Source organism: Mogibacterium diversum, assembly GCF_938028775.1.
Lineage (GTDB): Bacteria > Bacillota > Clostridia > Peptostreptococcales > Anaerovoracaceae > Mogibacterium > Mogibacterium diversum_A.
This window is the reverse complement of the sequence record NZ_CALIZG010000024.1, coordinates 41,972-54,783: the sequence shown is the minus strand read 5'-3', so window position 1 is coordinate 54,783 and position 12,812 is coordinate 41,972. Positions and strand designations below refer to the sequence as shown.

The 12,812-nt window shown below is 38.8% G+C and carries 8 protein-coding genes; all 8 read left to right on the top strand.

The window, feature by feature from the left end; all coding sequences use genetic code 11:
- Positions 1–109: 109 nt before the first annotated feature.
- The 8 genes from rpsO to ileS all read left to right on the top strand — a co-directional run bounded on the left by rpsO (position 110) and on the right by ileS (position 12,810).
- Entirely contained in the window at positions 110–376 is a 267-nt protein-coding gene (gene rpsO / locus Q7O90_RS07230) for a 30S ribosomal protein S15 (RefSeq protein WP_094234339.1), read from the top strand.
- Positions 377–526: 150 nt separating this feature from the next.
- The gene (locus Q7O90_RS07225) at positions 527–2,644 is read left to right on the top strand and encodes a polyribonucleotide nucleotidyltransferase (protein ID WP_304128968.1); all 2,118 of its coding nucleotides are present in this window, start codon (positions 527–529) and stop codon (positions 2,642–2,644) included.
- A gap of 124 nt (positions 2,645–2,768) precedes the next feature.
- Complete coding sequence (locus Q7O90_RS07220; RefSeq protein ID WP_304128966.1) at positions 2,769–4,793, top strand: DUF2207 domain-containing protein; 2,025 nt, start codon at positions 2,769–2,771, stop codon at positions 4,791–4,793.
- A 123-nt stretch (positions 4,794–4,916) separates the two neighbouring features.
- The gene (locus Q7O90_RS07215) at positions 4,917–5,480 is read left to right on the top strand and encodes a LemA family protein (protein WP_273450695.1); all 564 of its coding nucleotides are present in this window, start codon (positions 4,917–4,919) and stop codon (positions 5,478–5,480) included.
- Positions 5,481–5,647: 167 nt separating this feature from the next.
- Positions 5,648–6,562, top strand: a complete 915-nt coding sequence (locus Q7O90_RS07210; protein ID WP_304128964.1) for a Ppx/GppA phosphatase family protein — start codon at positions 5,648–5,650, stop codon at positions 6,560–6,562.
- 14 nt (positions 6,563–6,576) lie between these two features.
- A complete protein-coding gene (ppk1, locus tag Q7O90_RS07205; RefSeq protein WP_304128962.1) occupies positions 6,577–8,640 on the top strand; it encodes a polyphosphate kinase 1 in 2,064 nt (687 codons plus the stop codon).
- Between the two features lie 11 nt (positions 8,641–8,651).
- Positions 8,652–9,557 carry a putative ABC transporter permease gene (locus Q7O90_RS07200; RefSeq protein ID WP_304128960.1) on the top strand — a complete coding sequence of 302 codons (906 nt, stop codon included), beginning with the start codon at positions 8,652–8,654 and terminating at the stop codon, positions 9,555–9,557.
- A 124-nt stretch (positions 9,558–9,681) separates the two neighbouring features.
- Positions 9,682–12,810 carry an isoleucine--tRNA ligase gene (gene ileS / locus Q7O90_RS07195; protein WP_304128958.1) on the top strand — a complete coding sequence of 1,043 codons (3,129 nt, stop codon included), beginning with the start codon at positions 9,682–9,684 and terminating at the stop codon, positions 12,808–12,810.
- Positions 12,811–12,812: the final 2 nt, after the last annotated feature.

Sequence of the window (12,812 nt, the reverse complement as noted above, 5' to 3'; positions counted from 1 at the left end):
CATGTATGTATGATAGTATAACAAAGTAATTTTTTATACCCTTGCTTCGGCTACATGTTGCTCCGAACGGTAGCGATGTGAGGGCGGATGAACAATAGGAGGAGAAACGATGCTTACAAAGGAAAAGAAGCAGGAAATTATCAAAGAGTATGCTACTAAGGAAGGCGACACAGGTTCCCCAGAGGTTCAGGTTGCGATTCTAACTTACAGAATCAACGATCTTAACGGACACCTCAAGGAGCACGCTAAGGATTACCATTCAAGAAGAGGTCTTCTTAAGATGGTAGGACAGAGAAGAAACCTACTCAAGTATCTTAAGGATACTGATATCGAGAGATATAGAGCACTTATTGCTAGACTCGGCCTCAGAAAGTAGTAATATTATCTGACAATATAAGCGGGATATGTATCCCGCTTATTTGTATATAGGAGGGAATAATCCCGAAGCCAATCTTATATAATGATTGACTTGCAATACGAATCTTATTAGTAAAATAGTACGATTAACAGGAAGGAGTTGTTAATTATGGGAAGATTCACTGATTATCACACATTTAGAACAGCACTAGGCGGTAGACTGTTACAGCTTGAAATTGGAAAGGTTTGTGAACAGGCAAACGGCCAAGTTACAGTTAGATATGGAGATACCGTTGTAAACTGTACAGCTACTGCTTCAAAGCAGCCAAGACAGGATATAGATTTCTTTCCTCTTAGCTGCGACTATGAAGAGAAGATGTATGCTGTAGGAAAGATCCCTGGTGGATATATCAAGAGAGAAGGAAGACCTGGTGAGCATGGAATCCTAACATCAAGACTGATGGATAGACCGCTCAGACCACTTTTCCCAAAGGGCTTTAGAAATGACGTTTCCGTTGTTGCTGTAGCGATGAGCGTTGATCATGACTGTTCACCTGAAGTTGCAGCTATGATTGGTTCATCTGTTGCTCTAGCTACATCTGACATTCCTTGGGATGGTCCTACAGGATCTGTAAAAGTGGGAAGAGTAGATGGCGAGCTTATCATCAACCCTACATATGAACAGAGAATGAAGTCAGACATCGATTTAACCGTAGCTGGAACTAAAGAAGCTATCATGATGGTTGAAGCTGGTGCCAATGAAGTTTCCGAGAGTGACATGCTTGATGCAATCATGTTCGCTCATGAAGAGATCAAGCAGTTATGCGTATTTATCGAGGAAATTGCTAATGAAGTTGGCAAAGAGAAGATGGAATACGTAGTCTTCAAGGCAGATGACGATGTTGATGAAGCCGTTCGTGCTTACGCTACAGACAAAATGGTTGAAGCGATAAAGACATTTGACAAACTTGAGCGTCTCGAGAATATGGAGAAAGTCGAGACTGAAACTCACGAACACTTTGCAGAGATCTTTGAAGACAGGGATAAGGAAGTAGGCGAGGTTCTATACGCCATCAAAAAGGAACAGGTGAGATCAATGATCCTTGATGAAGGCGTGAGACCAGATAATAGAAAACTAAGTGAGATTAGACCTCTATTCTCAGAGACAGGATTCCTGCCAAGAGCACATGGTACAGGACTATTCAAGAGAGGGCAGACTCAGGTTCTATCAGTCGCTACACTTGCACCTCTATCAGAGGCACAGGATTTAGATAGCATTGATATCGATAGAACTACCAAGAGATACATGCATCAATATAACTTCCCAGGTTACTCTACAGGTGAGCCAAAGCCACCTCGTAGCCCAGGCAGAAGAGAGATCGGTCACGGAGCACTCGCTGAGAGAGCGCTTCTTCCCGTAATTCCAAGCGAAGAGGAATTCCCATATGCAATCAGAGTGGTATCGGAGGTTCTATCTTCAAACGGATCATCTTCGATGGCATCAACTTGCGGCTCTTGCCTTGCTCTGATGGATGCCGGTGTTCCTATTAAGAAGCCTGTATCAGGAATAGCTATGGGTCTAATTGAGAGAGTCGAGGAGGATGGAAGCAGCAGATATGCAATTCTATCTGATATCCAGGGCATGGAAGACTTCCTCGGAGACATGGACTTCAAGGTAACAGGTACTCCTGATGGAATTACCGCAATTCAGATGGATATCAAGGTTCATGGTCTATCTAGAGAAATTCTAGAGCAAGCACTTGAACAGGCTAGAGTTGGTAGAGCACATATCCTTGAAAGCATGTTAGAAGAGATTGCTGAACCAAGAGCTGAGTTATCACCTTATGCGCCAAGATGCATCTCGTTGAGAGTGCACCCTGACAAGGTAAGGCTAGTAATTGGACCTGGCGGCAAGAATGTTAACAAGATTGTGGAAGAGACAGGCTGCAAGGTTGATATCTCTGATGACGATGTAGGTCTAATCAGTATCTACAGCTCTGATGAAGCTAGTGCTGCTAAGGCTAAGTCTATGATTGAGTATCTTACAGCTGATGTAGAAGTTGGCAAGACTTACGAGGGTGAAGTTAAGAGAATTATGAACTTCGGTGCATTTATCGAGATTCTGCCTGGTAAGGAAGGTCTGCTACACATCTCTAAGATTGCTAACCATAGAGTTGACAAGGTTGAAGATGTAATGAACATTGGAGATAAGGTTGTTGTCAAGGTAACTGAAATCGACAACCAAAACAGAATCAATCTATCTAGAAGAGAACTAGTAGAAGACTAATTCTTCTTAAATAAGTATTAAAATGAGCATAGTGGTTTTACCGCTATGCTTTTTTTGATATTATTAAAGACGTACTTTATTGGTATAATATCAATCTAGATGATTAAAATTGAAGGGGTTAACTATGTATCATAAGGCATTTAGGAACATGCTGAATAAAATAACTCTGATTCTGGTTGTGATATTTGTGGTTACAATGGGTATAGCTATTAAGAGTGATGTTTATGGGAGTTCTTCTTATAATTCATATTCTAATTCTTACTCTAGCTCATATTCAAACTACTACAATCAAAATCAAGCATCGCCATTGGCTGAGCAAGATTATACTAGGTCAGGATATACTACAAAGGTCTTTGATGTAGATGTAAAGGTTAATAAGGATTATTCATATGATTTCACTGAGACGATAAAAGTTGATTTTAGATATGCAAAGCATGGAATTATTAGAAGAATTCCTGTTGCTAGTAACTATAAGATCAAGGATATCAGCGTTGAAGGCGGTGATTTTAAAGTAACTAAGGATAACAACGTTAACATCAGGATTGGGAGTGCTCATTCTTATGTGACGGGTGAGAAAACATATGTTATAAAGTATAAAATTTATAATTATATACAAAGTAATCAAGAGAATAACGTTTATGTAGATGTACTTCCGTCAGAGTGGGAAACATCGATTGCATCTTCAAAAATCAATGTTTCACTTCCAAGTGATTTCAAATACACCGAGATGAAGGGATATGCAGGTTCATATGGTTCATCTACTGAGGATAATAGCAAGTGGTCATATGACAAAGCGAATAACACATTGTCCTATGAAGATGCTGCCATAAGTTCTAATTCTGGTGTAACGCTGATGGTCAAGACACCGGATGGTTACTGGGTTGGTGCTCCAAGCAAAGCATGGAGTAATGTTGCAAATGCTGCAGTACTCGTCATCTGTCTTATATTATTAATTTATATCAAGGTTACAAGAAAGAAGGACGCAGATATTGTCGCACCTATAATGTTCAATCCGCCTGAAGGTATAACACCAGCTGAGCTTGGATATCTCGCAGATGGTGTGATTGATAAAAAGGATATTACTTCATTATATCTATACCTAGCATCAAAAGGATATATACAGATTATTGAAGGGGAGAAGAAAAAAATAACCATAAAAGCATTACAAGCACCGAGCGATGAACCTGCATTTGTAAAGAAGATGTATAATGCAATATTTGATGAAAAATCTGCTCCGGCGGTGGGAAGCACGATTAGCATAAAAGAGTCTGGAAAATCAATCGGAGAGTCATATGACACGATTAAGTCGCAGCTAAAGGATAGATATACTGGAGATAAAGCTATTGTATCTACTGCTTCGGATGCGAAGGGGATTTTTGCTACTTTCATCGCTGCGATGGGTTATATGCTTAGCATTGCGTTCAGTGCATATAGAGCTGGTTCCGTCGATGTTTTGTTTGGTTCAAAATATGGTGGCATAATGGCCATTTTCGTAATAATCATCGTATTGGGTATTTGGGCATCAATATGGCTGCTGATACTTCGTAAGTTAAATGATGCATTCTTCTATCGTAAATCTTTAGGTGCTGGCAGTTTAACTTTTAGGGTTATTGTATGGCTATTAATTTATTTTGTGTATATGAGCACCCTGATAAACTCATTGTATTTTGCAGGTAAAGGTGAAAGGGAGATGTACTTATTAATAATACTCGTCGTATATACAGTCGCTATGCCTTTACTACTATCGAATATCCAGAGCAGAACTGAATACAACCGCAAGGTGTATGGAGAGATATTAGGTTTTAAAGAATTTATAGAAACAGCTGAGCTAGATAGAATCAATGAACTTGTAGAAAGCGAACCATCTTACTTCTACAACATTCTGCCTTATGCATATGTTCTAGGACTAACGGATAAATGGATACATAAATTCAATACCATCAAGATCCCTGAACACACCGGATTCAGCTCATATAACGCAACTACGTTCGATTATATGAGGATGAACATGATAATGAACAGCATTCAGCATAGCACGTATTCTGGAATTGCCGCCGCACATGCTGATAGTGGCGGTGGAATCGGCGGATTTGGCGGTGGTGGTTTCTCTGGCGGAGGCTCCGGAGGTGGCGGAGGCGGCTCTTGGTAGAGGCTGTATCACAAAGATTAATTAAGTACATTTCATATGTTGAAGTAAGTGCACTGATGTGCTAATATAACGAATCAATAGATATTAATAGTTATTGCTTTTTAATAAAGAAGAGGTGTAAAAATGGTAATTTGGATAGTTATAGCAGTAGTCGTACTTCTGCTGCTTTGGGTTATTGCTACATATAATGGGTTTGTAAAGCTAGCTGTAAGCTGTGATGAAGCTTTTTCAACTATGGATGTGTATCTCAAGAAGAGATTTGATCTCATTCCTAATCTGGTTGAGACTGTAAAGGGGTATGCAGCTCACGAATCGGAGACACTCAAGGCTGTGACAGAGGCTAGATCTGCCGTTGGAAATTCATCTACAACTGCTGAAAAGCTTGAGAATGAGAATATCCTATCTGGTACTTTAAGAAGTTTGTTTGCCGTTGCTGAATCGTATCCAGATCTAAAGGCAAATGCGAACTTTATCGAGCTAATGGACCAGCTAAAAGCAGTTGAGAATGATATTGCTAATTCTCGCAAGTACTACAATGCTGTTGTAAAGAAGTTCAACGTAAAATGCAGAGTATTTCCTTCAGCAATCATTGCTAGAGCGTTCGGGTATGAAGCGAAGCCAATGTTCGAAGTTTCGTCAGAAGCTGAACGTGAAAATGTGAAGGTGGATTTCGGAACAAGCAAGTAGTCATTGATCGAAGTTTATATCTTTAAGATGCAGAGTGTACATGAATGTACACTCTGTTTTATTGTTATTAAACAAAAAAACAAATTATAATTGTGATTTTTATTTATAAATACTACAAATTTTGTTAGAATGACTACGAATAATAAAACACGAAGGGTAATGTATATATGTACGTAATTATTGATATTGGTTCTAACACGATTAGAATGGCGGTTTATAACATAGGGAATAATAATTCTTTCAGCCAGATTATGAGCAACAAGGTTTCCTGTGGAATCGCTGGATATATAAACGATAATGAGATGAGTGCAGAAGGAGTAGAAGTAATGATCGATGCACTCAAACAGTTTAGAATTGCAGTTGATGGAATGGCTGATGTGCTGGTATTTGCAATAGCGACTGCAAGCATAAGAGAACTTAAGAATAAAAAAGAAATTGTCGCCCGCATAAATGATGAAGTCGGATTTGAAGTAGATGTAATAACGGGTCAGGATGAGGCCAGATACGATTACTACGGCATAATGAAGGATATTGGAGATGCTACTGGAATGCTTACAGATTGTGGTGGAGGTAGCACAGAAATATCTTTATTTACAGGGGATGAGATAATTTTTGCTGATACCATGCCTATAGGATCTCTCAATGCTTATCACCGACATGTAGATGGAATATTTCCTACAAAAGAAGAGCTATCATCGATTAAGGAAGAAACTGAGAAGCTTCTTTTGAAGCTGCGTATTCCAAAAGATGTTAAAGCTTCACCTGGGCATGTATATGCGATTGGAGGTACTGTCCGAGCCACATGTAAGCTCGCAAATAAGCTTTTGGATAGGAGCAAGAGTACGGCTACACTTTCTGCAAGAGAGTATGACGAGCTGTTTGAACTATATTTTACTAATCAAAGGGACTTTATCAGAACGTTACTCAAAGTAAAGCCAGAGCGTGTTCAGTCACTTGTCACAGGTATGTGTATACAGAAGACGATTATGAATAAACTAGGTTACGATGAAATAACTGTCTCCGAATCGGGAGTAAGAGAGGGATTTCTGATGAAAAAGCTGGAAGAATTGAATAATAATTAAAGTGAGGCGTATCGATGAGTGAGCTTTATCTTGAAGGGTTTACACAGAACCGAGATCTCTCGTGGCTTAAATTTAATGAGAGAGTATTAAATGAAGCTGCAAATACCAGGAATCCAATTCTTGAAAGAGTAAAATTTAGATTGATTTACGAAAAAAATCTAGCAGAGTTCATACGGGTACGTGTTGGTAGTTTAAACAATATTAGAAATATTGATTCGCTAACACGAGACACAATGTCTGGTCTTACTTCAGATGAGCAGATTCATTACATATGGCGTGAGATACGTATAATTAATGAAAAAGCTGAAATGATAACCGAACAGATTTACAAAGAACTGAGAGAAATAGGTGTGTGCTGTGGTTCTTATAAAGATTTAACGGAATCTGATTACGACTTTGTTGATGGGCAATTTCTCATGAAGCTTTCATCGGATTTTAAGCCGCAATTTGTTGATAAAAGCGATATTTCGGAAAACATAAAAGATGGTCATCAGTATATTCTTATTGATACTTCTGTAGATAATATCAGAAAACTGATGATGGTTGAAATTCCAGAGTCGCTTTTAAAAGGTGTAATTGTTCGTAATTCGCATGGTATTAATTTATTACTTCCTTTAGAGCTTATTAGATTGTATCTGAATAATATATGTTTCCCATTTGAACCAAAAGGGTTTATAGCTTTTACGGCTTTTAGAAATGCTGATATTGACTTTGAATATGACAATTTCAATCTTGGAACTGGTGCAATAGAACGAATAAAGAAGATGCTTGATAAGCGTGGAAATTCAGAGTTTGTAGGAGCATTTGCATATTCCGAATGTATTGATAATAGTCTCTATGATTGCTTGAAAGATATTCTTAAGCTTTCAGATGAGGAATTAGTTCTTTGTTCCAATATTCCGTCGTTAAGTCACCTAGGCTACTTAAAGGAGCACCTATCAAGACACATAGTTTTGGATAACTCATTTCCTGAATTGCGTAAAACAAATTCTGAGAAAAAGGTTAGAGCCAATATTATAGATCTGATAATGGAAAGGGATTTGCTCGATGCATATCCTTACGATTCAATGGATAACTTGCTTGAACTTTTAAGAGAAGCTGCGAGCCATAGTAAAGTCAAAGAAATAAAAATCAGTATTTATAGAATGACCAGTCATCCTAGAATTATCGAATATTTGATAAAAGCTGCTAATAATGGTAAGCGTGTTAGAGTACTTATTGAACTCAGGGCCAGGTTTGACGAGGCCAATAACGTAGATTGGGCAAAAAAACTTAAAGATTCTGGATGTGAAGTATATTACGGAACTAAGCGATTAAAATCGCATTTTAAGGCATGTCAGATTGTCTTTAAAAAGTCATTTAGTAAAATTGGAGAGCAAGAAATCATTACGCAGGTTGGAACCGGAAATTATAATGAAACTACAGCACGCCAGTATACTGATTTTTCAATTATAACATCAAGCCGTAAACTTGGTGAGGAGGTTTCCAATCTATTCGATAATGCCATCGATGGGATTACTGATAACCAATTTAGATATATTATTACATCTCCATCATGTATGAGAACGAAGTTAATTGAATTAATTGATCGCGAGCGCATTAAAGGTAGCAAAGGAAGAATATTCATTAAAGTGAACTCCCTTTCAGACCGTCACATCGTAGAAAAGCTATCTGAAGCATCACAGGCAGGTGTTAAAGTGCGCATGATAGTTAGAGGAATTTGTACACTCCTGCCTGGTGTAGAAGAATACACCGATAATATTCAAATAATAAGCATTGTAGGTAGGTTCTTAGAGCATTCTCGCGTATATATATTCGGAAGTGGCTCGGATGAACGTGTGTATATTTCATCGGCGGATATTATGAACAGAAATATGGATAAACGCTTTGAGCTAGCTTTCCCTATAACAGAAGAAACTTGTATCTATAAGATTAAATTAATTATGCGGATGAATATGATGGATAATACTAGGGCTAAGTATTTATTTTCAGATGGAAGATATGTTAATATCGCATCTAATGGTATAATGTTCGACAGCCAAGAGAGACTCTTAAAGGAATTTGGAGATCGCAATTAAAAGAGGAGATTATGATAGCAGGATATATACTGACTGATGTTGCACTATTTTTTCTTGTATATGCTGTAATCGGTTGGATTACAGAAGTTATTTATCAAGCAATCAGTAAAGGAATTGTCGTAAATAGAGGATTTTTAAATGGACCTATTTGTCCGATATACGGTTTTGGTTCGCTTTTTGTTATCCTTCTGGTAAAAGCACTTGGATTAGACCATAGTTCATTTACTACAGATGTACAGGTGTTCCTTCTTGGAATGTTGCTATCGACAATGTTAGAGTTAGTCGGTGGATATGCGCTTTTAAAAATATTTCATGCCAGATGGTGGGATTATACTTCGAAACCATTTAATTATCATGGGTATATCTGTCTAGAATTCAGCATTATATGGGGATTTGGTATTTTGGTTGTAGTAAGACGAATACAGCCACTTGTTGAAGCTATATTCGGCGGCTTAGCAACGTCTACAGTTGGGGTGATATTGCTTCTTATAGCATATATTGCATTTATTTCAGACTTCGCTGTTTCTGTACTTATCACACTCGGACTTAACAAAAGAATTACGCGACTTGATGATATGAAAAAATCAATGACTGAATTCAGTGACTTACTAAGTACTAGAATAGGTGTTGATGCTATAAATACTAAGGGAAAGGTTGACGCATATAGAGCCGAAAGTACATCCTTCGAAGCTGAAATTAGGGATGCAGCTGCAGAGAGAAGGGCAGAGGTTGCAAAGGAACTTGCAGATATGAAGAGAGACTATGAGCTTGCAAGAGAAGAATTTTACAAGAAGATGCGTAAGACTAAGTTCTTCGGGACTGGTAGAATTCTTAAGTCTTACCCTGATCTAAGGATAGTCGATCACGGCGAAATCGTTGATAAAATCAAGGAAACTCTCAAGTATAAGATTAAATAATAGTATTTGTTTTTGGCTATATACATAGCGTTCGTTTGTTGACAATTTGTGCTTTGGATAGTAAAATTAGTAAATATTTTGTTTATATTAATAATAATTGATGTTAGAGGAAGGGATATTAAAAATGTTTGAAAACTTATCTGAGAAATCAGTAGCAGATGTTCAAGAAGAACAGGTTCAGCATTGGTCTGACATAGATCTTCTGCATCTCTGCGTAAAGGAACGAGAGGGAGATCCTAGCTTCGTATTTTATGAAGGACCTCCAACAGCTAATGGTAAGCCTGGTATACACCATGTAATGGCGAGAACACTGAAGGACTCAATTAATAGATATAAGACGATGCAGGGTTTTCAGGTTAAGCGTAAGGCTGGCTGGGATACTCATGGTCTTCCTGTTGAGATTGAGGTAGAGAAGCAGCTTGGTATGTCCGGAAAGAACGATATCGAAAGCTATGGAATTAAGGAATTTAATGAAAAGTGTCGTGAGTCAGTATTTAAGTACACTAGTCTTTGGCGTGAAATGTCAGAGAAGATGGCGTATCTTGCTGATATGGACGATCCATACATCACGTATGACAACAACTATATCGAATCCGCTTGGTGGATTATAAAGAAGTTTTTTGATGCGGGGCTCATCTATGAGGGACACAAGGTTCTTCCTTACTGTGCAAGATGTGGAACAGGTCTTGCTTCTCATGAGGTAGCACAGGGGTACAAAGAAGATCCTGTTCTTACTGTAACTTGTAAGTTCAAGCGTAGAGATAGAGATAATGAGTATTTCCTAGCTTGGACAACAACACCATGGACACTTCCTTCTAACATTTTAATTACTGTCGGTCCAGAGGTTGTATATGTAAGAGCTAAGATACTTGAAGGCACAGAAGAGGGAAATATCTTCTACGTTGCTAAGAACCTTGCAGATAAGGTTCTAGGTGAGGGTAAGTATGAAGTACTTGAAGAGATGACTGGCAAGGACTTAGAATATGTGCCTTATGAGCCACTTTCGACATTTGTTTACGGAGATGACCTAGACAAGGTTAAGGGCTTTTATGTTGCAACTGCAGATTACGTTACTGTTGAAGATGGTACTGGTCTCGTACACACGGCATATGCATTTGGTGAAGATGACTATAACACTTGTCGTAAGTATGGTGTAGACTTTGCAGAGCCCGTAGATGAGAAGGGCTGCTTTACGACGACTCCATGGGAAGGTCGTTTTGTAATGGAAGAAGGGCTTGATGTTGAGATACTCAAGTATTTCGCTGCAGAAGATAAGGTGTTTGCAAAGCAAAAGATGGTTCACAATTATCCGCACTGCTGGAGATGCGATACACCACTAGTTTACTATTCTAAGCCAGGCTGGTATATCGAGATGACTAAGCTTAGAGATAATTTAGTTGCTAATAACAATACTGTAAATTGGTACCCACCATACGTTGGAGAAAAACGTTTCGGTAACTGGATTGCAGACGTTAAAGACTGGAATATCTCTAGATCTAGATACTGGGGAACTCCAATTCCAATATGGAGATGTGAGTGCGGTCATCTTGAAAGTGCAGGAAGCCGTGCAGAACTTGCCGAAAAGGCTGTTGAGGATGTAAATCCTGATACAATCGAGCTTCATAGACCTTATGTGGATGATATTCACTTCAAGTGCCCATGCTGTGGCAAGACTATGGAGAGAATTCCTGAGGTTATGGACTGCTGGTTTGACTCAGGCGCTATGCCTTATGCACAGTGGCATTATCCATTTGAGAATGCGGATAGGTTTGAGAAAGAATTGTTCCCAGCAGACTTTATCTGTGAAGGTATTGACCAGACTAGAGGATGGTTCTATTCATTGATGGCTATTTCTACATTCATTATGGGTAGAGCTCCATATAAAAATGTTCTTGTTAACGACCTTATCCTCGATGCAAAGGGTAAGAAGATGTCTAAGCATGTAGGAAATACTGTAGATCCATTCGATATGATGAGTAAGTATGGTGCAGACGTAATTCGTTGGTATCTCGTTTCCGTATCGCCTGCTTGGACTCCAACTAAGTTCGATGAAGAAGGTGTTAAAGACGTACAGAGCAAGTTCTTCGGAACACTTAGAAATATATATAATTTCTTTGTGCTATACTCCAATATGGACGACTTAGATCCAGCAAATCTTGATGTTCCATATGAGAATAGACCTGAACTCGATAGATGGATTATTTCAAGATACAATAGACTCGTTGCTAATGTAACTGAGTATATGGACGAATATGATCACATGAAGACAGTAAGAGCTATCAACGATTTTGTCGTTGAAGACTTCTCAAACTGGTATATAAGAAGAGCTAGAAGAAGATTTTATGCGGAGGGAATGACTGACGATAAGAAGAGTGTATATGCTACAACATATGAAGTTCTTCTAGGTGTAATCAAGATGATTGCCCCAATTGCACCATTCATCTCAGATGAAATGTACGTTAAGCTAACTGGTGAAAAGACAGTTCATATCGCTCATTTCCCAACTTCAAACGGTAATCTAATCGATGAGAAGACTGAAGAGAGGATGGGGCTAGTTAAGACTCTAGTTAACCTCGGAAGAGGAACAAGAGAGAAGGAGAGACTCAAGGTTAGACAGCCTCTAAGCGAGGTGATTGTTGACGGTAAGTATGAAGAGCTAATCAGTGATCTTGTGCCTCTGATCACGGAGGAGCTCAACGTTAAGGACGTTGTGTTTGAGAAGGATCTTGATAAGTATATGAACTTTGCTGTAAAGCCTGATTTCAAGGCTGCAGGACCAGTGCTTGGTAAGGATATAAAGGAATTTGCAGGAAAGCTAGCGAAGCTCGATGCGAAGGAACTCATCGCTGAGGTTTCAGCTGGCCCTGTAAAGCTTGAACTAGGTGGAAAAGAATATGAGATCACAGAAGATTTCCTAGATGTAAGAATTTCAGCAAAGGATGGGTTCGTCGTAGGAATGGAAAACAATGTGTTCACTATTCTTGACACGACTCTAACCCCAGAGCTTGTTAACGAAGGATATGTTCGTGAGGTTATATCCAAGGTTCAGCAGCTACGTAAACAGAATGACTTTGAGATGCTAGACCATATCAAAATCAGCTTTGAAGCAGATGATGAGGTAAAGGCAGCGGTTCTTGATGCGGCTGACCACATCAAGGAGGAGACGCTTGCTGATTCATTAGTTGAGGCTTCGGGTCTAGAGAAGTTCGATATCAACGGACACAAGACTGGTCTTGCGGTTGCAAAGTGCTAAGA

What these genes read in the sequence shown, in the direction of transcription:
- ileS (WP_304128958.1), top strand. Translation starts at nt 9,682, where the DNA reads ATGTTTGAAAACTTATCTGAGAAATCAGTAGCAGATGTTCAAGAAGAA.
- Q7O90_RS07200 (WP_304128960.1), top strand. Translation starts at nt 8,652, where the DNA reads ATGATAGCAGGATATATACTGACTGATGTTGCACTATTTTTTCTTGTA.
- rpsO (WP_094234339.1), top strand. Translation starts at nt 110, where the DNA reads ATGCTTACAAAGGAAAAGAAGCAGGAAATTATCAAAGAGTATGCTACT.
- ppk1 (WP_304128962.1), top strand. Translation starts at nt 6,577, where the DNA reads ATGAGTGAGCTTTATCTTGAAGGGTTTACACAGAACCGAGATCTCTCG.
- Q7O90_RS07225 (WP_304128968.1), top strand. Translation starts at nt 527, where the DNA reads ATGGGAAGATTCACTGATTATCACACATTTAGAACAGCACTAGGCGGT.
- Q7O90_RS07210 (WP_304128964.1), top strand. Translation starts at nt 5,648, where the DNA reads ATGTACGTAATTATTGATATTGGTTCTAACACGATTAGAATGGCGGTT.
- Q7O90_RS07220 (WP_304128966.1), top strand. Translation starts at nt 2,769, where the DNA reads ATGTATCATAAGGCATTTAGGAACATGCTGAATAAAATAACTCTGATT.
- Q7O90_RS07215 (WP_273450695.1), top strand. Translation starts at nt 4,917, where the DNA reads ATGGTAATTTGGATAGTTATAGCAGTAGTCGTACTTCTGCTGCTTTGG.